General features: G+C 71.7%; 22 protein-coding genes. 14 read left to right on the top strand and 8 right to left on the bottom strand.

The window, feature by feature from the left end; genetic code table 11:
• Positions 1 to 211 precede the first annotated feature (211 nt).
• Entirely contained in the window at positions 212 to 961 is a 750-nt protein-coding gene (locus GEV10_23005; GenBank protein ID MQA81317.1) for an FCD domain-containing protein, read from the bottom strand.
• A 92-nt stretch (positions 962 to 1,053) separates the two neighbouring features.
• Between GEV10_23005 and GEV10_23000 the strand changes: the two genes are divergently transcribed.
• Genes GEV10_23000 through GEV10_22990 form a run of 3 tightly spaced genes read left to right on the top strand, consistent with a single transcriptional unit; the run spans position 1,054 to position 5,128 of the window.
• Complete coding sequence (locus GEV10_23000) at positions 1,054 to 2,175, top strand: mandelate racemase/muconate lactonizing enzyme family protein (protein ID MQA81316.1); 1,122 nt, start codon at positions 1,054 to 1,056, stop codon at positions 2,173 to 2,175.
• A 24-nt stretch (positions 2,176 to 2,199) separates the two neighbouring features.
• Positions 2,200 to 3,510 (top strand): MFS transporter, encoded by a 1,311-nt coding sequence (locus GEV10_22995; protein MQA81315.1) that lies wholly within the window; start codon positions 2,200 to 2,202, stop codon positions 3,508 to 3,510.
• Positions 3,511 to 3,520: 10 nt separating this feature from the next.
• Positions 3,521 to 5,128, top strand: coding sequence for an amidohydrolase family protein (locus GEV10_22990; GenBank protein ID MQA81314.1), 1,608 nt, complete (start codon positions 3,521 to 3,523; stop codon positions 5,126 to 5,128).
• An 18-nt stretch (positions 5,129 to 5,146) separates the two neighbouring features.
• Here the strand turns inward: GEV10_22990 and GEV10_22985 are convergent, their stop codons facing one another.
• Positions 5,147 to 6,421 carry an iron-containing alcohol dehydrogenase gene (locus GEV10_22985; GenBank protein ID MQA81313.1) on the bottom strand — a complete coding sequence of 425 codons (1,275 nt, stop codon included), beginning with the start codon at positions 6,419 to 6,421 and terminating at the stop codon, positions 5,147 to 5,149.
• 211 nt (positions 6,422 to 6,632) lie between these two features.
• Between GEV10_22985 and GEV10_22980 the strand changes: the two genes are divergently transcribed.
• From GEV10_22980 to GEV10_22930, 11 genes are all read left to right on the top strand, one after another.
• Positions 6,633 to 7,373, top strand: coding sequence for an FCD domain-containing protein (locus GEV10_22980; GenBank protein ID MQA81312.1), 741 nt, complete (start codon positions 6,633 to 6,635; stop codon positions 7,371 to 7,373).
• Between the two features lie 87 nt (positions 7,374 to 7,460).
• Positions 7,461 to 7,934 (top strand): 2Fe-2S iron-sulfur cluster binding domain-containing protein, encoded by a 474-nt coding sequence (locus GEV10_22975; GenBank protein MQA81311.1) that lies wholly within the window; start codon positions 7,461 to 7,463, stop codon positions 7,932 to 7,934.
• Positions 7,931 to 11,173, top strand: coding sequence for a molybdopterin-dependent oxidoreductase (locus GEV10_22970; protein ID MQA81310.1), 3,243 nt, complete (start codon positions 7,931 to 7,933; stop codon positions 11,171 to 11,173). Before GEV10_22975 ends, GEV10_22970 begins: the two co-directional genes overlap by 4 nt.
• Complete coding sequence (locus GEV10_22965) at positions 11,174 to 12,001, top strand: alpha/beta fold hydrolase (GenBank protein MQA81309.1); 828 nt, start codon at positions 11,174 to 11,176, stop codon at positions 11,999 to 12,001.
• The gene (locus GEV10_22960; GenBank protein MQA81308.1) at positions 11,998 to 13,020 is read left to right on the top strand and encodes an amidohydrolase family protein; all 1,023 of its coding nucleotides are present in this window, start codon (positions 11,998 to 12,000) and stop codon (positions 13,018 to 13,020) included. The genes GEV10_22965 and GEV10_22960 overlap by 4 nt, the downstream gene beginning before the upstream one ends.
• A complete protein-coding gene (locus GEV10_22955; GenBank protein ID MQA81307.1) occupies positions 13,017 to 14,480 on the top strand; it encodes a UbiD family decarboxylase in 1,464 nt (487 codons plus the stop codon). The genes GEV10_22960 and GEV10_22955 overlap by 4 nt, the downstream gene beginning before the upstream one ends.
• 168 nt (positions 14,481 to 14,648) lie before the next feature.
• The gene (locus GEV10_22950; GenBank protein ID MQA81306.1) at positions 14,649 to 15,977 is read left to right on the top strand and encodes a sensor histidine kinase; all 1,329 of its coding nucleotides are present in this window, start codon (positions 14,649 to 14,651) and stop codon (positions 15,975 to 15,977) included.
• Positions 15,974 to 16,645, top strand: a complete 672-nt coding sequence (locus GEV10_22945; protein MQA81305.1) for a response regulator — start codon at positions 15,974 to 15,976, stop codon at positions 16,643 to 16,645. The genes GEV10_22950 and GEV10_22945 overlap by 4 nt, the downstream gene beginning before the upstream one ends.
• Before the next feature lie 129 nt (positions 16,646 to 16,774).
• Positions 16,775 to 17,572 carry a hypothetical protein gene (locus tag GEV10_22940; GenBank protein ID MQA81304.1) on the top strand — a complete coding sequence of 266 codons (798 nt, stop codon included), beginning with the start codon at positions 16,775 to 16,777 and terminating at the stop codon, positions 17,570 to 17,572.
• Positions 17,569 to 18,714 (top strand): acyltransferase family protein, encoded by a 1,146-nt coding sequence (locus tag GEV10_22935; protein MQA81303.1) that lies wholly within the window; start codon positions 17,569 to 17,571, stop codon positions 18,712 to 18,714. Before GEV10_22940 ends, GEV10_22935 begins: the two co-directional genes overlap by 4 nt.
• Positions 18,715 to 18,920: 206 nt before the next feature.
• The gene (locus GEV10_22930) at positions 18,921 to 19,415 is read left to right on the top strand and encodes a DUF3145 family protein (protein ID MQA81302.1); all 495 of its coding nucleotides are present in this window, start codon (positions 18,921 to 18,923) and stop codon (positions 19,413 to 19,415) included.
• 139 nt (positions 19,416 to 19,554) lie between these two features.
• On the opposite strand, the gene GEV10_22925 is transcribed toward GEV10_22930, so the two are convergent.
• The 6 genes from GEV10_22925 to GEV10_22900 form a co-directional block, all read right to left on the bottom strand.
• Positions 19,555 to 20,961, bottom strand: a complete 1,407-nt coding sequence (locus GEV10_22925; protein ID MQA81301.1) for an acyl-CoA carboxylase subunit beta — start codon at positions 20,959 to 20,961, stop codon at positions 19,555 to 19,557.
• 16 nt (positions 20,962 to 20,977) lie between these two features.
• The gene (gene fabF, locus GEV10_22920; protein ID MQA81300.1) at positions 20,978 to 22,222 is read right to left on the bottom strand and encodes a beta-ketoacyl-ACP synthase II; all 1,245 of its coding nucleotides are present in this window, start codon (positions 22,220 to 22,222) and stop codon (positions 20,978 to 20,980) included.
• Positions 22,223 to 22,492: 270 nt separating this feature from the next.
• Positions 22,493 to 22,735, bottom strand: a complete 243-nt coding sequence (locus tag GEV10_22915) for an acyl carrier protein (GenBank protein MQA81299.1) — start codon at positions 22,733 to 22,735, stop codon at positions 22,493 to 22,495.
• Positions 22,736 to 22,806: 71 nt separating this feature from the next.
• A complete protein-coding gene (gene fabH / locus GEV10_22910; GenBank protein ID MQA81298.1) occupies positions 22,807 to 23,808 on the bottom strand; it encodes a beta-ketoacyl-ACP synthase III in 1,002 nt (333 codons plus the stop codon).
• Complete coding sequence (locus tag GEV10_22905) at positions 23,805 to 24,986, bottom strand: acyltransferase domain-containing protein (protein MQA81297.1); 1,182 nt, start codon at positions 24,984 to 24,986, stop codon at positions 23,805 to 23,807. Before GEV10_22905 ends, fabH begins: the two co-directional genes overlap by 4 nt.
• Before the next feature lie 199 nt (positions 24,987 to 25,185).
• On the bottom strand, positions 25,186 to 26,253 hold the full coding sequence (locus tag GEV10_22900; GenBank protein MQA81296.1) for a PucR family transcriptional regulator: 1,068 nt from the start codon (positions 26,251 to 26,253) through the stop codon (positions 25,186 to 25,188).
• Positions 26,254 to 26,545 lie beyond the last annotated feature (292 nt).

Genomic DNA, 26,545 nt, shown 5'->3' with positions numbered 1-26,545 from the left:
GTACACAACCTGCGGCGCCTCTTCACCACCAGCACAGCGACCACCCAGCCAGCATGACCCGGGCACACCCCCCGACTCACACATCCTCCCCATAGTCACGCCATCACCACACCGGACCCCAAAGCGCAACAGCCTCCATGACGCGGTGAGGGTGCCCCTCACGGGTTGCCGGCCGGGAGCGACCAGGGCGGCGTCGCGGCGGCGTCGCTCCCTACGCGGTCGGGTGGCGTACCGGACCGTGCCGGGCTTCCTCCTCGAGCATCGCCTTGGACGACGTGATGATGTGCTCCTCGAGCGTCCGGTGGATCGCCTCGGGGTCCTTGGTGCGCAACGCGTCGAGGAGGTCCCTGTGCTCGAGGGCGATGTCGTTCGGGCGGGGGTGCTGCGGCGCCAGGCGGTAGAACTGGGCGCGGATCCGCGGCGAGACCGTGCGCCAGAGCTGGACGGTGTGCTCCTGCCCCGACGCGTGGACGACCATCTCGTGGAACCGCATGTCGGCCTCGTTGATCGCGGCGAAGTCCGCCGTCGTCGCGGCGTCGAGCATGGCCTGGACGAGGCCCTCGAGTTCGGCGAGCTGCTCGTCGGTCAGCCGGTGCGCCGCCTTGGTGAAGGCGTGCGCCTCCAGCAGGAGCCGGACGGGCAGCAGGACGTCGACCCACTCCTCGGTGGGGATGTGCGCGACGAAGACGCCCCTGTTGGGGATGTGCGTGACGAGCCCTTCGCTCTCGAGCTGGCGCAGCGCCTCACGTAGCGGACCGGGGCTCAGCTCGAGCTCCGCACACAGCTGGTCCTGCTTGAGCTGCTCACCGGGCAGGACCCGGCCGGTCACGATGGCGTCGCGGAGCAGCTTCGCCGCCTGCTGCGGCCGCGAGGGCGTGGTCACGGCCGTCACGAGCCTGCGCGTGCCCGCTGGTGTCCTCGCCGATCCGGCCCGCTCCGAAGCGCCGCCCCGTTGACCCATCCTCGCCTCGCTCACTCGTCGCCCGACCCGTCCTCGGGTCACCTCGAAGGATAGAGATTACAGGATCATAGATTATCTACTATCTTGCCGCCATGACCCCCGCCATCACCGACGTCGAGACCTTCTACCTCCGGCTCCCGGAGGTCAGGGAACGCACGGACAGCTCGCAGGATGCGCTCCTCGTCCGGGTGCGCACCGACGCCGGCGTCGACGGCTGGGGCGAGGTCGACAGCGTCCCGCTGGTGGCCAAGGCGGTCATCGAGGCGCCCACGTCGCACGCGCGTGCCCACGGGCTCCGCGAGCTCCTCATCGGCAGGAACCCGCTCGAGACCGACCGGCTGTGGGACCTGATGTACGAGTCGACCCTCTACATCGGGCGGGAGGGCGCGGTGATCCAGGCCATGGCGGGGATCGATCTCGCGCTCTGGGACATCAAGGGCAAGCTGCTCGACCAGCCGGTCCATGCCCTGCTCGGCGGGGCGTACCAGACCCGGCTCCGCGCATACGCGAGCCACATGTTCGACTTCGATCCGGCCGTCACCGCCCGCCGTGCGGGGGAGGCACGCGACGCGGGCTACACCGCGGTGAAGTTCGGCTGGGAGCCGATGGGCCCCGACCCGGCTCTGGACGAGACCCTCGTCAGGGGGATCAGGGAGGCCGTCGGCGACGACGTCGACGTCTGCATCGACGCCGGTCTCGCCTGGGACGCGAAGACCGCCATCGAGCGATGCGCGATGTTCGAGCCGTACCGGCTCTGCTGGCTCGAGGAGCCGCTCCACCCCGACGATCTGCGCGGCTACCGCACGCTCACCTCGCGGGTCGACACCAGGATCGCCGCCGGTGAGGAGGAGTGCACGACCGCCGGCTTCCTCCGCCTGATGGACGTGGGAGCGATCGACGTCGTCCAGATCGACGTCACCCGCGTGGGCCTGACCCAGGCACGCCGGATCGCCCGGCTGGCGGCCGAGCGCGGCATCCCCTGTGCCAACCACAACTTCACCACCGACATCAACGTCGCCGCCTCCGCGCATTTCCTCGCGTCGGTCCCGAACGCGATCATGCTGGAGTACTGCGTCGAACCGAGCCCCATCCGCACGCAGATCACCCGCAACCCCATTCCCGTCGTCGACGGTCACGTCGCGGTGCCCGATGGTCCGGGACTCGGCATCGAGGTCGACCCCGCCGGGATCGAGAGGTTCCTCGTCACCGCCTGAGGCGCAGGACAGAAGGAGTCCGGCATGCAGGACGAACGCACACTCGAACGAACCGTCCTGAGGAAGGCGGCCGTCCGGCTGCTCCCGCTCACCCTGCTCATGTACTTCGTCGCCTACGTCGACCGCGCGAACGTCAGCGTCGCAGCGCTCCAGATGAACGAGGACCTGCAGTTCAGCAACACCGTGTACGGCCTGGGAGCCGGGGTCTTCTTCCTCGGGTACTTCCTGTTCGAGGTCCCGAGCAACCTCATCCTGGCCCGGGTCGGCGCACGCCGTTGGCTGGCGCGGATCATGTTCACCTGGGGACTGGTGACCGTCGCGTTCGTCTTCGTCGACAACGCCGTGGCCTTCTACGTGCTGCGCTTCCTGCTCGGCGTGGCCGAGGCAGGTCTCTATCCCGGCATCGTCCTGTACCTCACGTACTGGTTCCCCGCACGTGGCATGGGACGTGCGCTGTCGTGGTTCCAGCTCGCGGCCCCGCTCAGCCTGGCCGTCAGCACACCGATGCTCGGGGCTCTGCTCGGCCTGGACGGGTTCGGTGGCCTGGCCGGCTGGCGCTGGCTCTTCCTGGTCACGGCGGTCCCGCCGCTCGTCCTGGCGTTCGTCGTGTGGCGCTTCCTGACCGACCGGCCGGACCAGGCGAAGTGGCTCACGGGCGAGGAGAGGGACTGGCTCCTCACGACGATGGAGCGCGAGCGCAACCGGGAGGGCGGACGGCGCCGACACACCATGCGTGGGTCCTTCACCGACCGTCGGATCTGGCTGGCCAGTGCCGCGTTCTTCGCCGTGCTCGTCAGTTTCGGCGGCGTGCTCAACTGGCTACCGCAGATCGTCCAGGCGCTCACCGGTTCCGGTGACTTCACCACGAGCCTGATCACCGCGATCCCCTACGCGGTGGCGTGTGTCGCACTGCTCCTCGTCGGCAGGCACTCCGACCGGACCGGCGAGCGCCGGTGGCACGCGGCCGTCTCGTACTTCGTCGGTACGGCCGGGTTCCTGCTCAGCCTCTACATCGAGCAGCCGGTCATCGCGCTGTTCGGCCTGGTCCTGGTGATCTCGGGGATCCAGTCGGCGATACCCGGCTTCTGGGGCCTGTGCTCGACCTTCGTCACCGGCGCCGCGACGGCGAGTGCCTTCGCGCTGATCAACTCGGTCGGCAACCTCGGCGGGTTCGTCGGCCCGTACCTCATGGGGGTGCTGGCCGACTCCACCGGCAGCCAGCGCGCCGGCCTGTTCGTGATGTCCCTCTTCCTGCTACTCGGGGGAGTACTCATCGCGATCGCCGGCCGAGGCGTGCGACGTGAACCGGCGTCGGAACCGTCCGACGCCGCGTGACCGAGGAGGCATGGTGATGCTGGACGTCCTGATCACCGGCGGCGACGTCGTGGACGGAACGGGCTCGGCCCGCAGGCGCGCCGACGTCGCGGTCGCCGGAGACCGTATCGTCGACGTCGGTGTCCTGACCGGGGCGCAGGCGGACACGGTCGTCGACGCGACCGGGATGGTCGTCGTCCCCGGGTTCGTCGACCCGCACAGCCACACCGACTGGACCGTGCACACCAATCGCGACGCGGACAGCACGATCCGGCAGGGAGTCACCACCGAGATCGTCGGCAACTGCGGCATCTCCAACGCTCCCGTCAGCGACGCGTCGCTGACGTTGGTGCAGGGTCGCCTGCGGTCCTTCGGCTTTCCGGGTGAGGTGACCTGGCGGAGCTTCGGCGACTACCTCGGTGACGTCGCCGGCGGTGGAACGGCCCAGAACCTGGCGTGGTTCGTCGGGCACAGCACCGTACGGGCGGCCGCCGGCGTCTGGACGGGGCCACCTGGCGACGACGAGCTGCGCGTCATGGAGAACCTGGTGAGCGAGGCGATGGACGCAGGCGCGCTCGGCCTGTCCACCGGGCTCGAGTACGGTCACGGGCGGTTCGCCTCCACCGCCGAGATCGAGCGACTGGTGGGCATCGCCGGTCGTCACGACGGTTGGTACGCCAGCCACATCCGCAACAGGGACGCCCGGTTGCTCGACTCGGTCGCCGAGTTCCTGCGCCTCACCGAGGCAGGTGGCGTACGCGGTCAGATCTCCCACCTCAACGTGCGGCACGACACCGGCGCACCGGCGGGAGGCTGGGAACGCGCCGTCGCCATGATGAGTGAGGCACGGGACAGCGGGTGCGACGTCCAGGCCGACACGACACCGTTCCTCGAGGGCATCGGCCTGATGACCGGTGTCCTCCCCGACTGGCTGCTCGGCGACGGTCTCACCGAGGCCGCGCGCCGGCTCGGTGACCCGGCGGTACGCCGTCGGCTGCGCGACGACTGCGACCGCTACTGGCGGTTCATCCACAAGGGACAGTGGGAGCGGGTCCGGTTGGAGAGCAGCCCGCAGTTCCCCGAGCTCGCCGGCAGGAGCTTCGTCGAGATCTCCGACGTCCTCGGCAAGGACGAGTGGGACTGCTTCTTCGACATCCTCGCGGCCGGCGGTGAGCAGATGGCCAACCTCACCATGATCGGCAGCCTGTTCACCGAGAAGCACCTCGCCGACATGGTCTCGCACCCGTTGTTCAGCCTCGGGGTGGACTCCTACAGCAGCTCGACCGAAGGATCACTCGCCCGCACGGTCACCAACCCCCTCGCCTACTGCGGTCACGTCCACTACCTCACCCACCACGTCAGGGACCGCGGCACGCTCGCACTCGAGGAGGCCGTGCGCAAGATGACGAGCATGCCGGCGGAGCGGTTCGGCGTCGCCGACCGTGGGGTGCTGAGGAGCGGCGCCTACGCCGACCTCGCCGTCGTCGACCTCGACGCGCTGGACGACGTCTCCACCTTCGACCGGCCGGTCGCGTACGCCCGCGGCGTCGGCACCGTGCTCGTCAACGGCACCGTCGCGGTCGACGCCGGCACGCACACCGGTGCCCGCGCCGGCCGCATCCTGACACGGCGGTCCTGACGCTGACGAGTGGCACCGTCACATCGAGGCGCGGAGGATGTCCTCCAGCGACTCGCGGTTCACGGCGCGCGGGACGACGGCGAGCTGACGGGTCTGTTTCAGCGTTCCCTCGGCGAGCGCGGGGACGTGGTCGTCCCCGTAGCCGAGGGCGCGCAGCCCGGTCGGTATCCCGATGTCGGCCATCAGCTCGCGGAGCACGTGGGGGAGTGCCTGCGCGCCGTCGGTGGCGGTGAACGTACGACCGGAGAGCAACTCGGCCGCGCGCAGGTGCCGGCCGGCGTCGGCGGGGTAGGTCCACGCGAACACCGCGGGTGCCGTCACGGAGACCGCCTGCCCGTGCGGCACCATCGGCATGTCCGGGTAGCCGGCGGACTGGTAGCCCTCCGCCATTCCCGCCACGGGGTAGGCGTTGGCGTGCGGCAGGTGCGTGCCGGCGTTGCCGAAGCCGGTCCCCGCGTACGTCGACGCGAGTGCCATCTGGTACCTCGCGTCGAGGTCGCGTCCGTTCAGCACGGCGGTGCGCAGGTGCCGGCCAACGAGGTGCAGTGCCCGTTCGCACCACACGTCGCTGACCGGGTTGGCGCCGCAGAACGCCGGCCTCTTCGTCACGTCGGCCGGTGCCGGCCGGGTGTCGAACCGAAGGGCCGTGTACGACTCGAGCGCGTGTGACAGGACGTCCATGCCGCTGGCCGCCGTCACCTCGGGCGGCAGGTGCACGGTCACGAGTGGGTCGACGACGGCCAGCGTGGGACGCAGCAACGGATGGCTGATTCCCGCCTTGAGGTGCTGGGACAGCAGGTCGACGACGCAGATGGTCGTCGACTCCGATCCGGTTCCCGCGGTCGTGGGGACGGCGACGAGCGGCTTGAGCGGGCCCGCCGGCGCCCTGCCGCCTCCGATGGGGGGCGTGACGTAGTCGAGCAGCTCGCCGTCGCAGGTGGTAAGAAGGTTCACTGCCTTCGCGGTGTCGATGGTCGAGCCGCCGCCGACCGCGACGAAGCCGTCCCACCGGCCCGCGCGGGCCCACTCCACGGCATCGTCGATGCTCCGGTCGGTGGGCTCGACGACGACGCCGTCGAAGATCTCGCACTTCACGCCGACGCGTTGGGCGACGTCACGTACGCGATCCGGCACCCCGGTCTGGCGTACTCGCGGATCGGTCAGTACGAGTACGCGCTGCAGGCCCATGGCGGTGAGCTCTGCGCCGATCTCGTCGACGGCGCCCAGGCCGAACTTGAGCGGCGGGGCGGCCCAGGTGAACACGTTGTCGTTGTCGGCAGTGACGAGCGGCATCGATAGCACCTCCACAATGTGGATGTGTCTACCACTATTTAGTAGCGGAGGGAAGAGTCGCGCGAGCGGCGTGGTGTGATCTCGACGACCTGCTCGGGTCGTGCGCACTTGACGTCCTGGTTATGGTGCGGTCACGCGACTTGATGGGGTGATCGTGGTTACCGGATGGCGGCTGGGGCTGGGAACCCCGGGCGGTACGGCGACGGCGGAGATGCTGCGCATGCTGGGTCGTGCGAACGACCAGGACAGCATCGTGAACCGCGTGATCCTCTCCGTCGGGAGCGCGATCGTCGAGGGCCGGCTGAAGCCCGGTGACGACGTCAACTCGGTCGAGCTGGCGCGGACGTTCGAGACCAGCCGCACTCCCATCCGCGAGGCCCTGCTGTGCCTCGAGCGTGACGGCCTCGTCGAGATCACCGCGCGTCGCCGGCCCCGGGTCGCCCGCCTGCGGCTGGCCGAGGTCCGCGAGATCTACCAGGTGCGCGAGTACCTGTACGGCCTGGTCAGCAGGCTCGTCGTCGAGCACGCGACCGACGACGACCTGGCCACCCTGCGAGGGCTGCAGGACCGGCTCGCGGCCGCGGCCGAGACCAACGACGTCGACGACTACCTGTGGACCAACGTCGAGTTCAGGAACGCGGAGGCGGTCACCGCCCGCAACCGCCAGCTCATGCGCATCCTCGACGACCTCGGCCTGCGCACGCTGCAGCTGCGCCACCTGAGCCTGTCGCTGCCGAAGCGCCTCGGCTCGTCCGTCGCCGACCACGCCCAACTGCTGCGCGCGTACGAGGAGCGCAACGCCGAGCTCGCCGTCGCCGTGACGCGTGCGCTCGTCCGCCGCGGGCTCGCGGCGATCGAGGGCTCGGGCTGGACCGGCAGCGACGAGGGCGTCCAGAACGGACCGTCGCGACCTGCGTCGCAAAGTGTCGACAGATCGGCCGATCCGGTGTAGAAACTGTTGACGTAGGTCATCGATTTCCGGAGATGACCCTCGCCCGTCGTCGGCACCCCCGGTCGTCGGCGTCCCACGAGGAGGGCCATGCCGCAACCGACGAGGTTTCGCCTCAACGGCGACCAGGTCGAGGTCCTCACCGAGGGCGACCGCCCCCTGCTCGATGTCCTGCGCGACGAGTTCGGGCTGACCGGGGCGAAGCGCGGGTGCGAGATCGGCTACTGCGGCGCGTGCACGGTGGTCGTCGACGGCGAGGCCGTGCCCGCCTGCATCCGCATGGTGGGCCTCGTCGACGGCAGCGAGGTCACGACCGTCGAGGGCCTGCAGGACGGCCAGCGACTCGACCCGGTCCAGCAGGGCTTCGTCGCCACCTCGGGCTTCCAGTGCGGCTTCTGCACCCCCGGTCACATCATGGCCGCGCACGCGCTCCTCGACACACCGGACGAGGTCGGCGACGACGACATCGCGACCGTCGTCGACGGCAACTACTGCCGGTGCACCGGGTACGTGAAGATCCTCGACGCCGTCCGCCACGCCCGCGACTCCCGCGAGCGCATATGAGCCCCCAAGGACGCCCCGAGGTACAGGCTCCCTCCTGGATCGCCCCCCTGTCCGGGAGGGAGCCGGCCACCGTCACGATGCCCGACCTCGTCGGCACCTCGGTCACCCGCACCGACGCGATGGACAAGGTGCGTGGCCGCGCGCAGTTCGTCCAGGACGTGTCGCTGCCACGCATGCTGTACGGAGCGGTGACGCGCTCGCCGCACCCGCACGCGCGGATCCTCTCCGTCGACACCTCGCGTGCGCGCCGGCTGCCCGGCGTCAAGGCGGTCATCACGAGTGCCGACACGGCGCGGCACAAGTGGGGCGCGTTCCGGCCCGACCTGTACCCGCTCGCCGTCGAGCGGGTCAGGTACGTCGGCGACGAGGTGGCGGCGGTGGCCGCCGTCGACCTCGACACCGCACGGGAGGCCGCGAGCCTCGTCGAGGTCGAGTACGAGCAACTGCCCGCGGTGTTCGGCATGGACGACGCCGTCGCCGCGGGCGCGTCGCTCGTCCACGACGACGCGCCGGGCAACCTCGCCCACAACTTCCGGTTCGAGCGCGGCGACGTCGACGGGTGGTTCGGGCGCAGCGACGTGATCGTCGAGGGCACCTGGGAGACGGCCAGACAGTGGCACGCCGCGATGGAGACGCTCGGCTGCACCGCCGAGTGGTCGCCCGACGGCCGCGTGACCCTGTGGGTCAACACGCAGACTCCGTTCCTCGCCCGGCAGCGCTACGCGACCGCGCTCGGCGTTCCGGAGCGCGACGTCCGCGTCGTGCAGACCGAGGTGGGCGGCGGCTTCGGCGGCAAGTCGGGCGACGACAACACCTCCGTCGTGTGCGCGCTGCTGTCGCGTGCGAGCGGACGTCCCGTGCAGCTGGTGCTCAGCCGGGAGGAGGAGTTCCTCGCGAGCAGACCGCGCATCCCGATGCGGTTCGCGGTCAAGCTGGGCTTCACCCGCGACGGCATGGTGACGGCGAAGGATCTCGTCGTGCTCGCCGACAACGGCGCCTACACCGGGAAGTCGCAGGCGGTGCTAGGCGCGGCGACCGTCCGGCACGACGCGCTCTACAGGTACCGCGCGGTCCGCGCCGACTCGAGCCTCGTCTACACCAACCTCGTGCCGACAGGTGCGTTCCGCGGGTTCGGCAACCCGTCCGCCGACTGGGCGGTCGAGCAGGCGTGGGACATGGCGGCGCACGAGCTCGGCATCGATCCCGTCGACCTGTTGCTGCGCAACGCCGTCGAGCCTGGCGACGTCTCGCCGCACAACCACCGGATCGACGGCTGCGAGCTCAAGCAGTGCATCGAGAAGGCCGCCGACCTGATCGGCTGGCGCGAGAAGCGCGCCGCGCGCAGGCCCAACCGCGGGCTCGCGATCGCCTGCAGCGTCCATGTGTCGGGCCGGCGCAGCTTCGGCGACTACGACGGCAGCTCCGCGATCGTCAGGGTCAACGAGGACGGCCGCGCGACGATCATCGTCGGCGAGGGTGAGATCGGCACCGGCGCGCGCACGACGCTCGCGCAGATCGCCGCGGCCCGGCTCGGACTGCCGCACAAGGACGTCACGGTGTCGCAGGCCGACACCGACCTCACGACGCACGCGCTCGGTGCGCTGGCGAGCCGGGTCACGTACGTCGCGGGCAACGCCGTGCTCCGCGCGGCCGGCGCGGCGCGCGAGCAGCTGCTCGAGGCGGCGTCCGCCGTCCTGTCGACGCCGGTCGACCAGCTCGACGTCGTCGAGGGGTACCTCGTCGGCGACGACGGCGCGCGGCTGGCGACCGTCGGCAGCGTGGTGCGCGAAGCCCTGTACCGCCCGAACGGCGAGCCGATCGTCGGCCTCGGCTCGTTCGACAACCCCTCGGAGTTCCCCGACCAGCTGCGGTACGGCAACGAGTCCGGCGCGTACAACTTCATCGCCGAGGCGGCGGAGGTCGAGGTCGACCCCGCGACGGGACAGGTCACCGTCCTGGAGATCGCGGCCGTCACCGACTGCGGCACGGTGCTCAACCGCGCCCTCGCCGAAGGCCAGGTCGAGGGCGCCATCGCCCAGGGGCTCGGCCTCGCCATGACCGAGTACTTCGACTGGTCGAACGGTCACCCGGTCGGCGCGAACTTCGCCGACTACAAGGTGCCGACGGCCGGCGCCATGCCGAAGCTGCACGTCGACTTCGCCGACTCGTACGAGCCGACCGGACCCTACGGCGCGAAGGGTGTGGGCGAGATCGCGCTCGACCCCGTGCCCGCGATCGTGGCCAACGCCGTCGCCGACGCGGTGGGCGTACGCATCCATGAGCTGCCGATCACGGCGGAGAAGGTGTACCGCGCCCTCCATCCGGACGTCGACGACGAGCCGGACACCCCTGCTACGCCGGCGAAGCCGTCGTACGCCGCGCGTCCCACCCGCGGCCACGCGGTGCGCCGTCCCGCCGACCTCGACGAGGCCCTGCGGATGCTGGCGGAGCCGGACGCGAGACCCGTCGCCGGCGGCGTCGGGCTCACCCTCGGGCAGCGGTTCGGCGATCACGCGGCGACGCGCACGCTCGTCGCGGTCGGCGCGCTGCCCGAGCTGCGTGGCGTCCGCGAGACGGCGAGCGGACTGTGGGTCGGTGCCGGCGAGAGCCTCGAGGCGCTCGCACGTCACGAGCTCGTCGGTGTGCGCGCGCCCGTCCTCGCCGAGGCAGTGGGCTCGGTCGCGACCGGCCGGATCAGGCGACTCGTCACGCTCGGCGGCAACGTCGTGCCGGGAGACCCGGCGCACGACCCGCCGGTGGCATTGGTCGCCCTCGGCGCGCGCGCCGTCGTGGCGGGTCCCGCCGGCAGGCGCACGGTGCCGGTCGCGGATCTCGCCCTCGCGGACGGCGAGCTGCTGCTCGGCTTCGAGCTCGACGCCCCTTCGCCGCGCACGGGATCCGCGTACGCGAAGCACCTCGTACGCGGGGTGTGGGAGTACGCGTGCGTGAGCGCAGGCGCGGTCGTCAGACTCGGCGCGGACGGCACGCTCGCCGAGATCTCGCTCGCGGTCGGCTCGGCCGCACCCAGCACCGTCGCCGTGCCGGTCGACGGGATCTCCCTGGCGCGACCTGTCGGCGAGGTGGTCGAGGCGCTGGCGTCCGCTGCCGAGTCGGCGAGCGCACCTGTGGGAGACGTCAGGGGCACGGTCACGTACAAGCGGCGGATGGTCGCCGAGTTCACCCGCCGGGCGGTACGCGCGGCGTTGGATCGCGCAGGCACGGAAGCGACAAGGGGTTAGATGAGCGACGAACTGGTGCCGAAGGTCGACGGCACCGTACGGGTGCACGACGGGGCGCGGCTGCGGTTCAGCGTGTTCAGCACCGGGATCCGGACGCGCCGGGTGGCCCTGATCCACAGCCTCGCGCTGGCGAGGGACTTCTGGGCCCGGGTCGTGCCGAGGCTCGTCGAGCACGCCGATGTCCTCACGTACGACTGCCGCGGTCACGGCGAGTCCGACGCGGTGACGAAGGACTTCGCGACCCCCCAGTTCGCCGACGACCTCGCCGACCTGCTGGAGGCACTCGGCTGGTCGCGCACACTCGTCGCCGGGTGCTCGATGGGCGGCAACATCGCGCAGGAGTTCGCCGCCTCGTATCCCGAGCGGGTGAGCGGGAGCGTCTTCTGCGACACCACGCAGTGGTACGGGCCCGAGGCGCCGGTGACGTGGCGCGAGCGTGCGGAGAAGGCGCGCGCCGGCGGCATGGCCGAGCTGCTCCCGTTCCAGCTGCCCCGCTGGTTCGGCGACGACTTCACCGACGCGCACCCCGACGTCGTCGAACGCCTGACGTCGACGTTCGTCGCCAACGACCTCGACGCGTACGCGGCCACGTGCCGCATGCTCGGCGACGCCGACCTGCGCGCGCTCGCGCCGCGCATCGAGCGGCCCTCCGCCGTCGTCGTCGGTTCCGAGGACTACGCGACGCCGCCGGACATGGCCAAGCAGCTCGCCGAGGCGATCGGGGCGTCGCTCACCGTGCTGCCCGGCGCGAAGCACCTGACGCCCGTCGAACGTCCCGACGAGGTCGCCGCCGCGATCCTCGACACGCTCGACCGCGCGGAGGCATGAGCGTGCCGGCGGGCGCGATCGACGTCCACGCGCACCACGTGGGTACCGACCTCGTGGCCGTCATCGCCGCCACCGGTGCGGCGCACGGCGTCGAGGTCGTCGACTCGCGGGTGCGGCTCGGTGACCGGCTCACCGGCCTGCCGCTGCTGCCCGCGCTGAGCGACGTCGACGCGCGACTGCGGTTCATGGACGCCGCCGGTGTCGACGTGCAGCTCGTGTCGGGCTGGATGGACCTCGCCGGCTACCACCTGTCGCCGGCCGACGGGGCCTGGCTGGCGCGCCGGCAGAACGAGGCGCTCGCCGCGCTCGTCGAGAGCCACCCGGACAGGTTCGCGGCGTCGGCGGCCGTCCCGCTACAGGACGCCGAGTCGGCCGTCGCGGAGCTCGCCCACGCGGTCACCGAGCTCGGCCACCGCGCCGTGCAGATCGGCGCGCGCGTCGAGGACACCGGTCTCGACGACCCGGCGCTCGCGCCGTTCTGGGCGGAGGCCGAACGCTTCGGCGTGCCGGTCATCGTCCATCCGGCGGAACTCGACGTGCCGCCGCGGCACCGCCGGCTGTTCCTGCACATCGTCGCCGGCAACCCCGCGGAGACGACGTTCGCCGCGGGTGCTCTGCTGCTCGGTGGCGTGCTCGAGGCGCATCCGGGGCTGCGCGTGCTGCTCGTGCACGGCGGCGGGTTCCTCGCCTACCAGCTCGGCAGGTTCGACCGGGCGTTCGTCACCGCGCCCGAGGCCGCGCGTCCCCGGGCGTCGAAGCCGGCGAGCGCGTACCTGAGCCAGGTGTTCTGCGACACGATCGTGCACGACGAGCGGGCGCTGCGGCACCTCGCCGACGTGCACGGCGTCGGGCAGCTGCTCGTCGGCACCGACTACCCGTTCCCGATGCGCGACGACCATCCGGTGCAGGGCGTCGACGCGACGTTCGGCGGTGACCGCGACGCCGCCGACCGCATCCGTCGCGGCAACGCGGCGGCGTTGCTCGGCCTGTCACCCGCCACGAGGAAGGGCGAGCGATGAACGAGGACGTGCTGAGCGGGATCGGTGACCTGCGCGACTGGCTGCGCGTCGTCTCCGACCTCGGCCAGCTGCGCGACGTCAAGGGCGCGCACTGGAACCTCGAGGTCGGGACGGTGTCGGAGGCGAACTACCGCCGTCCGTCGCCTCCCGCGCTGCTGTTCGACGACATCGACGGCTACCGGCCGGGACAACGGATCCTCACCGCGAGCATGGCCAACGCCGCACGACTCGGTGTGACGCTGCGGTTCGGCACGTCGCTGACCGACCATGACCTCGTCGAGCGCCTGCGGGGAGCGCCGGCGCGCTGGCTCGCCGAGGCGCCGAAGTACGACCCCGTCGAGGTGGCGTCGGGACCCCTCTACGAGAACGTCGTGATCGGTGACGACATCGACCTGCTGGCCTACCCGGTGCCGTTCTGGCACGCGGGGGACGGCGGCCGGTTCGTCGGCACGGGCTGTGCTGTCTTCACCTCCGACCCGGAGACCGGCGCGCTGAACGCCGGGGCGTACCGGATGCAGGTGCAGCACGGCGGGCGTTCGGCGAGCATCAACATCGAGCAGGGCAAGCACGGCATGCTGCACGTGCGCAAGTGGTTCGCCCGCGAGGGCCGGGCGCCGGTGACGGTGTCGCTCGGCCACGACCCCGTGCTCCTCGTCGTCGCGGGCACCGAGGTGCCCGCGGGGGTGTCGGAGCTCAACTACGCGGGCGCGATCGTCGGTCGGCCGCAGGAGATCGTCATCGGCGAGGTCACCGGCCTGCCGATGCCGGCGGCGAGCGAGATCTGCCTCGAAGGCTGGCTCTATCCGGACCGCAAGGAGCCCGAGGGACCGTTCGGCGAGTGGACGGGCTACTACAGCGGCGGCGTCGAGCCCGTGCTGACGATGGACATCGAACGCGTCTACGCGCGCAACGACCCGATCCTGCTCGGCGCCCCGCCGGGAAAGCCCCCGCACGACTACTCGTACATGCGCAGCGTGATGAAGTCGGCGATGATCCACGACGCACTCGCCGACACCGGCCTGCAGGGCCTCGCGGGGGTGTGGTCGCACGAGGCCGGTGGTGGCCGGCAGTTCCTCGCGGTCGCGATCGACCAGGGGTACGCCGGGCACGCGCGCCAGGCCGGACACCTGACCGCGCAGCTGCCCGCGGCGTCGTACATGAACAAGTTCGTCGTCGTGGTCGACGCCGACGTCGACGTGCGGAGCCTCACCGAGGTGGTCTGGGCGATGTGCACGAGGTGCGACCCGGTACGCGACATCGACACGCTGCGGTACACGTTCGGGAGCCGGGTCGACCCGCTGCGCCAGGGCGGCCCGACGTACAACACCAGGGCCGTCATCGACGCCTGCCGCCCGTACGAGCGGCTCGGCGACTTCCCAGCCGTCGCGGAGGCCGACCCCCAGCTGCTCCGCGCCGCCGTCGCGAAGTGGCCCGACGTCTTCGGCGACTGGCAGCCCTGACCCGTCCCACCGCGTCAGAGGTCACCCTTCCTACTCCCGCGTGGACGCTTCGCTGTCGCTATAGCGACAGCGAAGCGTCCACGCGGGAGTAGTGGGGTGGTGAGGGGGCGCCGACATGGCTCCCTGGTGTGACGACCCGGAGCCCGTCGAACACTAGGCTGAACGGCGATGGCCAGGGCTGGAGCCGCGCCCGCAACGGACGGCGCGCCGGAGGAGACCGGGTGGATGCACCGGGTCCTCGTCGTGCTGCTCGGCCCGCGGCGCCACCCGACGCGCACGCGGAGGCTGTGGTCGTGGGCGACGTGGGCCAACCTCGTCGGGCCGGGGTCCGTGCCGTTCGGCCTGGCCCTGACGGCGATCCAGTCCACGTTCGTGGTCGACAACTACGGCGCGGGGCCGCCGGGCTCCCCGGCCCAGCTCAATCCGACCAGCGTGCTCTTCTACGCGTGCGTGCAATGCGGCGTCGCCGTGGTCCTGGCGGGCTACAGTCCGCTGGGCGCGTGGATCGTCTGCACGCTGGCGATCACGCCGATCGCGATGACCGCGATGCCGAGTGACGGCAGCGAGCCGTGGCCCTTGACGCCGACGGCGTTTCTGGCGTTCCTCGTCGTGCAGTACGCGATGGCCAGATCGCATCGGCGCTTCCTCTCGTTACCCGCGTACCTGATCTCGTTCCTCGTCATCCTCATCGTCGGACAGGCGCATCCCGAGGTGAGCAGCCAGACCGTCGCGATAGTGGCCCTCGCCGGGATCTTCGGCTTCGTCGTCTGGCTCCTCGGCGACGTCGTGCGCGTGCAGATGCTGTCGCGCCAGCGGCTGCGGGAGGAGGAGCGGCTCACCGCGGAGGAGCGCGCGCGACGTCAGGTGCTCGAGGAGCGCACGCGCATCGCGCGCGAGCTGCACGACGTCGTCGCGCATCACATGTCGGTGATCGCGGTCCAGTCGTCGACCGCGGAGTACCGCATCACCGACCTCGGCGACGACGCGCGCAGGGAGTTCGCGGAGATCGGCGAGTCGGCACGTGCGTCGCTCGGGGAGATGCGGCGCCTGCTCGCCGTGCTGCGCAGCGACGACGACGACGCACTGCGCATGCCGCAACCGGGACTCGGTGGCCTCGAGCCGCTCGCGGAGACCACGCGCAGGGCCGGCACGCCCGTCGCGCTGCACACCCAGGACCTGCCGGTCGACGTGCCCGACACCATCGCGCTGACGGTCTACCGGATCGTGCAGGAGGCGCTGAGCAACGTCGTACGGCACGCGTCGGGCGCGGAGACGACGGTCGACGTGTTCCGCAGGGGCACCGACGTCGTGGTGCGCATCGTCAACGGACCCGCGCCGCGCGAGCTGCCCGCGGTGGAGCCGCAGGGCGCGGGACACGGCCTCGTCGGGATGCGGGAGCGGGTCGTGGTCGTCCACGGAACCCTCAGCGCGGAGCCCAGGCCCGGCGGGGGATGGGTCGTCGAGGCTGTCCTCCCGCTGGCGAAGGGGGAAGAGTGATGATCTCGGTGCTCGTCGTCGACGACCAGGCGATGGTGCGCGGCGGCTTCGCCGCGCTGCTGTCGGCGCAGGACGACATCGAGGTCGTCGGCGACGCCGCCGACGGCCGTGCCGCCGTCGAGGCCTCGCGCCGGCTCCACCCCGACGTCGTGCTGATGGACGTCCGCATGCCCGAGATGGACGGCCTCGAGGCCGCCTCGGCACTGCTCGACCCGCCGAAGGGCGTCGAGCACCGGCCGAAGGTGCTCATGCTCACCACGTTCGACGTCGACGACTACGTGTACGAGGCGCTGCGCGTCGGCGCCAGCGGCTTCCTGCTGAAGGACGCCCCGCCGGCCGACCTCGTCGCCGCCGTCCGCATCGTCGCGGCGGGCGACGCGCTGCTCGCGCCGTCGGTCACCCGCCGGTTGATCGAGCAGTTCGTCCGCAACCGGCCACCCTCGCGCCCGGCGTCGCTCGAGCTGAACGCGCTTACCGCGCGGGAGCTCGAGGTGCTCGCGCTCATCGCCCGCGGCCTGTCCAACACCCAGATCGCCGAGCGTCTCGTCCTCGCCGAGCAGACCGTCAAGACCCACATCGGCCGCATCTTCGGAAAGCTCGGTCTCCGCGACCGCGCCCAGGCCGTCGTCCTCGCCTACGAGACGGGCGTCGTCCAGCCCGGCTCGTAACCCCGCACCGTCGTGGGGCTACTCCGGCAGCACCGGCAGTGAGCACTCCGGTGTGACGCGCGCGCAGGCACTTCGTCCGTACGGTCCCGTCGGTCGGTCCAACGGGACCGCGACCGGGCGGAGGAACGGATGGGCTTGCTGCGGATGGTCCTCGCGGGGGTCGTCGCGGGCGCGTTGCTCACGGCCGTGCTGGCCCCGGCGGGGTGGGCGTCGGCCGCGGGACCGGCGGACGGGGCCGGCGTCCGACCTCGCGGGCCTGTCGTCGTCCTCGGTGACCTGCGCACGGCTGAGCATGTCGCCGTGCTGGTCCCGGGCATGGGGATCGACCCGTCGCATCTCGGCGCGCCCAACCAGGTGCTCGGCATGGCGCGGGCGTTGCGCGCCGAGGCGCTGCGCGTCCGGCCCGACGTCCGCGTCGCCGTCGTGGCGTGGGCCGACTACCCGGCGCCGTCCGGCTTCGGTGTCGAGGTCGCCCGCGGCGGTCCCGCCGCGGAGGGTGCGCACCGGCTCGACCGCTACCTCGACACCCTGCGGACGCGTACCGGCGCGCCGGTGAGCCTGTTCTGCCACAGCTACGGCTCGGTGGTGTGCGGGCTCACCCCGCTGGCGGGCCGCGTGTCGGACGTCGTCGTGTACGGGAGCCCCGGCGTCCGGCACGACAGGGCGTCGGCCTTCGGCCCGGATGTGCGGGTGTGGGCGGCACGCGCCGACTCCGACTGGATCCGCTTCGTCCCGCACGTGCGCGTCGGCGACCTCGGTCACGGCGTCGACCCGACGGCCCCGTCGTTCGGCGCACGCGTCCTCGACGCCGCCGGGGTGCCGGGTCACGGGGGCTACTTCACGCACGGCAGCGACACGCTGCGCAGCTTCGCGCGGATCGCCACCGGCGACCCCTCGGCCGCCCGACTCGCCGGGAGCCGGCGTTGACCACGCTGACGAGGACACCGCAGCCCGCCGCCACGCCGGTCCGTGCGGACCGGGACCGGACAGTCGACGCCGTGCGCGTGCTGGCGATGCTCGGCGTGGTCGTCGGCCACTGGCTGGTCACCGCGCTCGTCCCCGGCGACGGTGGGGTGAGCGTCGACAGCCCGTTGCGCCACCTCCCGCACCTGTGGCCGGTCACGTGGCTGCTGCAGACGCTCGGGCTGTTCTTCTTCGCCGGCGGGTTCGGTGCGGCCGCGAGCTGGGACCGCGCACGCTCGTACGTGCCGTGGCTGCGCGCTCGCCTGCTCCGGCTGCTGGCCGCCGTGGCGCAGCTCGCGGTGTTCTGGGCCGTGTTGCTCGCGGTCCTGTTCGTCGCGGGCGTGTCGACCGACACGCTCCGGGTGGTCGGCGAGCTCGCGGTCAGCCCGCTGTGGTTCCTCGCCGTGTACGTCGCGCTCACCGCGGCCGCGCCGCTGCTGCGAGCCGGCGGACGTCGCGCCCGACGGCTCGTCGTCGTGCTGCCGGTCGCCGTCGTCGCCTTCGACGACGGCGTGCGGTTCGGTCCCGACTGGCTCGGCGCGGCGGTGCCGTCGCCCGTCGTCGAGCTCGTCCGCGCCGTCGCGGTGCTCGCCGCCTGGGTGATCCCGTACCAGCTGGGCATGTGGACGTACGCGCGACCGTCGCTGCGTCGCCGGGGACCCGTGGCGTTGCTCGTCGCCGGCATCGCCGCCGCAGTGGTGCTCGTCGGCGCCCTGGGATACCCGGCGACGGCCGTCGGCGTGACGGGCGCGGGGGAGTCGAACCTCAGCCCACCCACGCTCGTCGCGGTGGCCCTGGCGGTGGCGCAGATCGGTGCGTTCCTCCTCGTCCGTCCGCGCCTGGCGCGGGTCGTCGACCTGCCTGCGGTCCGGGGATTCGTCGCGCGGGCGAATGCCTGGGCACTGCCCGTGTTCCTGTGGCATCAAAGCGCATTACTTCTCGTCGTCCTCGCGGGCGGTGCGCTGGTGGCGGCGCCCGGCCTGCGCGGTGTGCCGTCAGGCCCCGACTGGCTGCTCGATCGCGCGTCATGGCTGCCCGTGGTGGCGCTCGTCCTGGCCGGGTTCTGCCGGCTCATGGGACGGGTCGCAAAGAAACGCAGGCCATAATCCAGCTAAAGCGGGCGTGTCGCGGCAAATTCGACCAGCGACCATGCCACATTACGTCGCGTGGGTTTGTCCGGACGCCGCGCGCGTACACGCCGTGCTGCTTGGTGCGCATGCGACTCGTGGGGCACAATGGGCGCAGCACCGTTGCCACACCTTCTGGTGGGACCGCTGGGGAAGGCGTCTCTCGCCGGCAGAAGGAGGCAGCTGTGACCGCACGTGGCGTGCTGTACGTCCACTCGGCGCCGCCCGCGTTGAGCCCACATGTCGAGTGGGCGGCGTCGGGCGTACTCGGCGTCCGCGTTTCCCTCGACTGGGCGCCGCAGCTGGCCTCCCCTGGCACGCTGCGGGCCGAGGTCTGCTGGGAGGGCCGCGCCGGCACTGCCGCGCTCATCGCCTCGGCGATGCGCGGCTGGGACCGCGTCCGGTTCGAGGTCACCGAGGATCCCAGTGAGGACTGTGACGGCTCCCGCTTCATGTGGACCCCGACGCTCGGCATGTTCGCCGGCGTGACCGGCGTCGAGGGAGACATCCTCGTCTCCGAGCACCGCCTGCGCGCAGCCGTCGTGGCGACCGGTGACGGACGCACGACGCTGCAGCACGAGATCGACCGCCTGCTCGGCACACCGTGGGACTCCGAGCTCGAGTCGTTCAGGTACGCGGGCGACGGCGCGTCGGTGCGCTGGCTGCACGCCGCGATGTGAGCCGATGCTGCGGCGTCGAGCTGAGCGCGGGTGTCCGTGGCGAACCCGTGAGGGGCACCCTCACCGCGTTCTGGCACGGTGAGGGTGCCCCTCACGGGTTCGGCGGCGGTGACGTGCCCTGCACGCACAAGTCTGGACGCTAGAGGGGGATGTTGCCGTGGCTGCCGCCGCCCTGCGGGGCGTCGGCGATGGCTCGGGCGATCGCCGACCTGGTCTTGGCCGGGTCGATGACCTCGTCGACGACGCCGATCGAGCGGGCACGCTCGATGCCGCCGGCGATGCGTTCGTGCTCCTCGGCCAGCTCCTGCTCGACCTGCGCGAGCTGGTCCTCTGGCACCTCGGCGAGCCGGCGCCGGTGCAGGACGCGGATCGCCGCGACGGCGCCCATCACCGCGATCTCGGCCGTCGGCCAGGCGAAGACCCTGGTGGCACCGAGGGCGCGGGAGTTCATCGCGATGTACGCGCCGCCGTACGCCTTGCGGGTCACCAGCGTCACGCGCGGCACGGTGCACTCGGAGAACGCGTGCAGCAGCTTGGCGCCGCGGCGGACGATGCCGTCCCACTCCTGGCCGACGCCGGGCAGGTAGCCGGGGACGTCGACGAGCACGACGAGTGGCACGCCGAACGCGTCGCAGGTGCGCACGAACCGCGCCGCCTTCTCCGCGCTCACGGCGTCGAGGCAGCCACCGAGGCGCATCGGGTTGTTCGCGACGACGCCGACCGTGCGCCCGCCGAGTCGGCCGAGCGTCGTGACGATGTTGGGCGCCCACTTCGGGTGCAGCTCGAGTCCCGGCCCGTCGAGGATGCCGTCGACCAGCGGGTGCACGTCGTACGCGCGCTTGACGTTGTCGGGCAGCAGGTCGCCGATCTCCCGGTCGAACACCTCGCCGAGCGCGCCCTGCGAGCCGAGGAGTGACGCCAGCAACCGCGTGCGCGCGTACGCCTCGTCGTCGTCGGCGGCGACGACGTGGACGACGCCACTGCGCCGGCCGTGCGGCTCGGGCCCGCCGAGCCGCAGCATGTCGACATCCTCGCCGGTGACGCTGCGGACGACGTCGGGTCCGGTGACGAAGATGCGCCCGCCACTGCTGCTCAGCACCACGAAGTCGGTGAGGGCGGGTCCGTACGCGGCGCCGCCGGCGGCGGGACCGAGGACGAGCGAGATCTGCGGCACCTTGCCGGACGCGAGCGTCATGGCGTGGAACACCCGGCCGACCGCGTCGAGGCTCTCGACGCCCTCGCGCAGCCGCGCGCCGCCGGAGTGCCACAGGCCGATGATCGGCACCCTCTCGGTGACGGCCATCGTGTACGCCTCGACCACGCGTGTGCAGCCCGCGCTGCTCATCGCCCCGCCCTGCAGCCGGGCGTCGCTGGCGAACGCGATCGCGGTCGCGCCGTCCACGACGCCCCGGCCGACGAGGAAGCCGCTGTCGTCCTCCTCGCCGACGAGCTCGAGCGTGCCCGGATCGAAGAGCCTGGCCAGCCGCACCCGCGGGTCACGCAGGTCCACCTCGGCGTGCGCGGTCGGCTTGTCCGTCACCGTCATCCAGGATCCTTCCGGGTCAGGCGTACGTGCCGAAGGCCACGACGACGTTGGCGCCGCCGAAGCCGAACGCGTTGTTGAACGCCACGAGGTCGCCGCCGGGCAGCTCACGTGGTTCGGTCGCGATGTCGAGCGGCACCTCGTCGTCGGGATCGTCGAGGTTGATCGTCGGCGGCACCACGCGGTGGTGGAGTGCCAGCACGGTCGACATCGACTCGATCGCACCGGCCGCGCCGAGCAGGTGGCCGAACAACGACTTCGGTGCGGTGACGACCAGGTTGTCGGTCGCCTCGTCGCCGAGCGTCGCCCTGATCGCGATGGCCTCCGCGATGTCGCCGAGCGGGGTGGACGTCGCGTGCGCATTGATGTGTCGCACGTCCGCGGGCTCGATCCCGGCGTTGGTCAGCACGGCACCGATCGCGCGGCGGATGCCGTTGCCCTCCGGCTCGGGCTGCGCGATGTGATGCGCGTCGTTGCTCATGCCGTAGCCGAGCACCTCCGCGTAGATCGTCGCGCCGCGTCGCTGTGCGGACTCGAGTGTCTCGAGCACCACGGCCGCGGAACCCTCGCCCATGACGAAGCCGTCGCGGGCCTTGTCGAACGGACGGGACGCGCGCTGCGGCTCGTCGTTGCGCTTCGACAGCGCCATCATGTTCGCGAACGCGGCGAGCGGCAGCGGGTGGATGACCGCCTCGGTGCCACCCGCGACGACGACGTCGGCACGGCCGTTCCTGACCATGTCGTAGCCGTTCGCGATCGCCTCCGCGCCGGACGCACAGGCGCTCACGGGCACATGCACGCCGGCGCGCGCCTTCAGCTCCAGGCCGATGGTGCCCGCGGGGCCGTTCGGCATGAGCATGGGCACGGTGTGCGGGCTGACCCGCCGCGGGCCCTTCTCGCGCAGGTTGTCGTACTGCGTCAACAGGGTCGTGAGACCGCCGATGCCGGTGGCCATCACGACGCCGCGGCGCTCCGGCTCGATGTCGGGCTCGCCTGCCGACTTCCACGCCTCGCGCGCGACGATCAGCGCGAACTGCGCCGACCGGTCGAGCTTGCGCGCCTCGACCCGGTCGAGGACCTCGGTGGGCTCCGTCGCGACCCTGCCGGCGATCCGCGCCGGCAGGTCGGCGAACTGCTCGTCCTCGAGCGCGACGATGCCGGACCGCCCGGCGAGCATGCCCTGCCAGGTGGAGTCCACGTCGGCACCGAGAGGGGAGAACGCTCCCATCCCGGTGACGACGACACGTCTCGGTTCGGTGCTCATCGCGCGACCGCCTCCTCACGCTTCATGCTCATTGCGCGACCGCCTCCTCACGAACCTCCGGCAGGCGCCGCGACAACCTGGTCTCGTGAACCGGCTGCATCGCGACCCCCACCTCCGGTTCGCTCGTCGAGCTCCTTCGCTGCGTGCTCATCGCGCGACCGCCTCCTCACGAACCTCCGGCAGGAGCCGCGACACGCTGGTCTCGTGAACCGCTGCGTCGCGACACCTACCTCCGGTTCGCTCGTCGAGCTTCTTCGCTTCGGTCATGAATCAGCTGGCCTGCTTGATGTAGCTCACGGCGTCCTGGACGGTGCGGAGGTTCTTCACGTCGTCGTCAGGGATCTTGACGCCGAACTTCTCCTCGGCGGCGACGACGACCTCGACCATGGAGAGCGAGTCGATGTCGAGGTCGTCGGTGAAGCTCTTGTCGGCCTGGACGTCCTCGGCCGGCACGCCTGCCACCTCGTTGACGATCTCGGCGAGGCCGTCGAGGATCTCCTGCTCAGTTGCCATGGACCTGTGCTCCTTGTCTTCATCGCACGCCGCTCCTGCGGGTGCCGGTCTCGTATCGTCCCACTGAACGGTCAGGGGATCAGGGCCACCTGCGCCGCGTAGGTGAGGCCGGCGCCGAACCCGATGAAGAGCGCGGGGGACCCGCTCTCCACCTCACCGCGCTCCAGCAACGCGTGCAACGCGAGCGGGATCGACGCGGACGACGTGTTGCCCTGACCCTCGATGTCCTTGGCGACGACGACGGAGTCCGGCAGTTTGAGACCGCGGGCCAGCACGTCGATGATGCGGACGTTGGCCTGGTGCGGCACGAACGCGGAGAGCTCCTCCGGCTCGACGCCGGCCAGCTCGAGTGCCTTCTTGGCGACGGGGACCATCTCGTAGCTGGCCCAGCGGAACACGCTCGGACCCTGCATGCGCAGCGCCGTCGGCGGCAGCGACTTGCCCTCCTGCGCAGCGTGGAAGACCTCGATGTAGTTCGGCTCCTGCTGAACCGTCTCGATCCGGCCGCCGTCGCTTCCCCAGGCGACCGGCCCGATGCCTGGCTCGTCCGACGGGCCGACCAGGGCCGCGCCCGCACCGTCGCCCCACAGCATCGCCATCGTCCTGTCGTACGGGTCGATGATCTCGCGGAAGCGTTCCGCACCGATCACCAGCACGTACGTCGCGGTGCCGGCGCGGATCATGTCGTTCGCGACGGCGAGCGTGTACGCGAAGCCGGCGCAGGCCGCGTTCAGGTCCATCGCGCCGGCCTTGACCAGGCCGAGGCGCTCCTCCACCTCGCTGCTCGCGCCCGGCGTCTGCATGTGGTGCGTGCAGTTCGCCACGATGACCAGGTCGACGTCCGCGGGGTCGACGCCGGCCTTCGCGAGCGCCTTCTCGCCGGCGGCCGTCGCCATGTCGGCGACGGTCTCGGTGTCGGCCCACCTGCGCGTCACGATGCCGGTGTGGCTGCGGATCCACTCGTCGCTGGAGTCGATCTGCGGCGCGACCTCGTCGTTGGTGACGACGCGCGCGGGGCGGTACTCGCCGAGCGCCAGGATGCGTGCGCCGGGGACGGGAGTCGTCGACTTCATAGCGAACCTTCCGGGTGCAGGCGGACCAGCGGCTGGCCCGGCGAGACCGGGTCGCCGTCCTCGACGAGCCACTCGACGAGGGTGCCGCCGTGGCGCGTGGTGATCGGGTGTTCGTCGCGTCGCGTGACGAGGGTGGCGACCTCGCCACCGGTCGGCAGCGCGGTGCCGGGAGCGGCATCGCCGCGGCGGATCGTGCCCGCCTGCGGAGCGACGACGAGCCGCCAGGTCGGCTGGTTCTCCAAGGGGCTGGCCTCGCCGTGCTCCTCGACGAGACGCCTGGCCGCGTCGAGGTCGTCCGGGGTCTTGAGCGCGAGGGTCTCGACGCCGGGCAGCGCGCGGCGGACCAGTCCGGTGAGCGTGCCCGCCGGCGGCATCTCGATGACGGCGGTGACGCCGAGGTCCTTCATCGTCCGCATCACGAGGTCCCACCGCACCGGCAGCGCGACCTGGTCGACGAGGCGGCCGAGCATCTCGGCGCCGCTGTGCACGACGCTGCCGTCGCGGTTGGAGATGACGCGGGTGCGGGGGTCGCGGGTGGTGACCGCGGCGGCCAGGGCGCGGAGCCCTTCGACGGCGCCGGCCATGTAGGAGGTATGGAACGCGCCCGCGACCTGCAGCGGCCGCAGCCGTGCCCCCTCGGGCGGGTCGGCCTTGAGCTTCTCCAGCGCGTCGACTGCGCCCGCCGCGACGATCTGCCCCGCGCCGTTGACGTTCGCCGGCGTGAGGTCGTAGTCGGCGAGCTTCGCCAGCACGGCCTCCTCGTCGCCGCCGAGGACGGCGAGCATGCTCGTGGCCTCGCCCTCGGCTGCCGCGGACATGGCCCGGCCGCGTTCGCGGACGAACACCATCGCCTGCTCCGCGGAGATGACCCCGGCGCCGGCGGCCGCGGCGATCTCGCCGACACTGTGCCCGGCGACGGCGCCGATGCGGCGGAACGCGTCGACGGGATGCGGGAAGAGCGCGAGCGCGGAAACCAGGCCGGACGCGACGAGCAGCGGTTGGGTGACCGCGGTGTCGCGGATCTCGTCGGCGCCCGCCTCGGTGCCGAAGTGCTCGAGGTCGAGGTCGGCGCAGGCGCCCAGCCACGCCAGCCGCTCACGGAACCCGGGGAACTCGAGCCACGGGGTCAGGAAGCCAGGCGTCTGGGCACCCTGCCCGGGTGCGACGAGAACGAGCATTGCTCCACCCTGCCGTCCCGAGGTGCCCGCTGTGGCTACCGTCCCGAACGAAGTTGGACGTCAAACTATTGTAGGACTCCTACAAAGCACTCGGCGAGGTCACGCAGCGACGCCGTCGTCCGGACACCGGGTGATGTGGCGAATGCCACCCATTGGCCGATCCGTGGCGCCGCCTTGACCGGCACGTGACGATCGCCGGTCAGTCGGTGAGGCGGCCGATGGCCAGGGCCAGGCGGAGGGTGAAGGCGCCGCGTGGAGACGTGGCGGAGCAGCCGGCGACCTCGTTCACCCGGCGCAGCCGGTACCGCACGGTGTTGGGGTGGACGAACAGCGCGCGGGCGCAGGCCTCCAGCGAACCGCCCTGGTCGAGGTAGGCGGACACGGTGTCGAGGAGCACGGTGTTCCGGGAGAGCGGGGCGTAGATCTCGTGCACCAGGCGCTCGCGTGCGTCGGCGTCGCCGTCGAGGGCGCGCTCGGGGAGGAGGTCGGCGGAGAGCACCGGCCGCGGGGCGTCCGGCCAGGCGGCGGCCGCGTGCTCGGCGGCGAAGGCCTCGCGCGCGGACCGTACGGCCGAGCGCAGGTCGGACACGACGGGCCCGACGATCACCGCGCCCTTGCCGAACTCGTCGGCGAACTCCGTGGCGGCGGTCTTCGGGTCGTCGACTCCGCCGAGGACGATGGTGAGGTGGTCGCTCTGCACGCCGGCCAGGGCCTCGACGTGCGCGTGCCGCGCGCGGCGGTGCACGTTGTCGACGGCGGTCTCCGGTTCGAGGTCGGGACGCCCGCCGACCACGACGACGATGCGGTCGGACGCCCGCCAGCCCAGGGCGGAGGCGCGGGACGCGATCGTCTCGTCCGCCTCGCCGCGGAGCACGGCGTCGACGACGAGCGCCTCGAGCCTGGCGTCCCAGGCGCCGCGTGCCTCCGCCGCCTGGGCGTACACCTGGGCAGAGGCGAACGCGATCTCCCTGGAGTAGACGAGCAGCGCCTCCCGCAGGCCCGCCTCGTCGCCCGGCGCGGCGAGTCGGTCGACGGACGACTCGACCAGCTCGTGGGTCGCGCGGACCAGTTCGACGGTCTGCTGCAGGCTGACCTTCCTGGCGAGCTCGCGCGGCGCCGTGCCGAAGACCTCGCCGAACACCCGCTGGTGGCGTTCGGGATGCCGCAGCCACTCGATGAACGACGCGATGCCCGCCTGCGCGACCAGACCGACCCACGAGCGGTCCTCCGCGGACATGGCGGCGAACCACGGCAGGTTCTGCTCCATGCGCCCGATCGCGGTCGTGGCCAGCTCGCCGCTTGCGCGTTCGAGCCGGCGGATCGTGGCGGTTCTCTTCCGGTCCACGTCTCGTAGCCTAGGGTCCGCGCGTTCGAGCCGACGACTGCGTCACCGGGTTCTCTTCCGGTCCACGTCTCGTAGCCTAGATGAGTGATTCCTTGAAGGGCCTGGGCGCGTCGTGGCCGTGGATGTGGGGGAGGGTGTTCATGTTCGATGTGTGAGCAAAGATCTGAACACCCTCCTGACCGCACTGTACGTGTTGATCGACGATCACGTGGTT

It is taken from the genome of Streptosporangiales bacterium (assembly GCA_009379955.1).
Taxonomy (GTDB): domain Bacteria; phylum Actinomycetota; class Actinomycetes; order Streptosporangiales; family WHST01; genus WHST01.
The sequence above is the reverse complement of the archived record's forward strand: the minus strand, read 5'-3'. Positions and strand labels throughout refer to the sequence as shown.

Excerpts from the sequence above, each read along its gene's own strand:
- GEV10_22905 (MQA81297.1), bottom strand. The coding sequence starts at position 24,986 with ATGCTCGTTCTCGTCGCACCCGGGCAGGGTGCCCAGACGCCTGGCTTC.
- fabF (MQA81300.1), bottom strand. The coding sequence starts at position 22,222 with ATGAGCACCGAACCGAGACGTGTCGTCGTCACCGGGATGGGAGCGTTC.
- fabH (MQA81298.1), bottom strand. The coding sequence starts at position 23,808 with ATGAAGTCGACGACTCCCGTCCCCGGCGCACGCATCCTGGCGCTCGGC.
- GEV10_23000 (MQA81316.1), top strand. The coding sequence starts at position 1,054 with ATGACCCCCGCCATCACCGACGTCGAGACCTTCTACCTCCGGCTCCCG.
- GEV10_22965 (MQA81309.1), top strand. The coding sequence starts at position 11,174 with ATGAGCGACGAACTGGTGCCGAAGGTCGACGGCACCGTACGGGTGCAC.
- GEV10_22940 (MQA81304.1), top strand. The coding sequence starts at position 16,775 with ATGGGCTTGCTGCGGATGGTCCTCGCGGGGGTCGTCGCGGGCGCGTTG.
- GEV10_23005 (MQA81317.1), bottom strand. The coding sequence starts at position 961 with ATGGGTCAACGGGGCGGCGCTTCGGAGCGGGCCGGATCGGCGAGGACA.
- GEV10_22955 (MQA81307.1), top strand. The coding sequence starts at position 13,017 with ATGAACGAGGACGTGCTGAGCGGGATCGGTGACCTGCGCGACTGGCTG.
- GEV10_22950 (MQA81306.1), top strand. The coding sequence starts at position 14,649 with ATGGCCAGGGCTGGAGCCGCGCCCGCAACGGACGGCGCGCCGGAGGAG.
- GEV10_22960 (MQA81308.1), top strand. The coding sequence starts at position 11,998 with ATGAGCGTGCCGGCGGGCGCGATCGACGTCCACGCGCACCACGTGGGT.
- GEV10_22975 (MQA81311.1), top strand. The coding sequence starts at position 7,461 with ATGCCGCAACCGACGAGGTTTCGCCTCAACGGCGACCAGGTCGAGGTC.
- GEV10_22985 (MQA81313.1), bottom strand. The coding sequence starts at position 6,421 with ATGCCGCTCGTCACTGCCGACAACGACAACGTGTTCACCTGGGCCGCC.
- GEV10_22915 (MQA81299.1), bottom strand. The coding sequence starts at position 22,735 with ATGGCAACTGAGCAGGAGATCCTCGACGGCCTCGCCGAGATCGTCAAC.
- GEV10_22990 (MQA81314.1), top strand. The coding sequence starts at position 3,521 with ATGGTGATGCTGGACGTCCTGATCACCGGCGGCGACGTCGTGGACGGA.
- GEV10_22970 (MQA81310.1), top strand. The coding sequence starts at position 7,931 with ATGAGCCCCCAAGGACGCCCCGAGGTACAGGCTCCCTCCTGGATCGCC.
- GEV10_22900 (MQA81296.1), bottom strand. The coding sequence starts at position 26,253 with ATGGAGCAGAACCTGCCGTGGTTCGCCGCCATGTCCGCGGAGGACCGC.
- GEV10_22995 (MQA81315.1), top strand. The coding sequence starts at position 2,200 with ATGCAGGACGAACGCACACTCGAACGAACCGTCCTGAGGAAGGCGGCC.
- GEV10_22980 (MQA81312.1), top strand. The coding sequence starts at position 6,633 with ATGCTGCGCATGCTGGGTCGTGCGAACGACCAGGACAGCATCGTGAAC.
- GEV10_22925 (MQA81301.1), bottom strand. The coding sequence starts at position 20,961 with ATGACGGTGACGGACAAGCCGACCGCGCACGCCGAGGTGGACCTGCGT.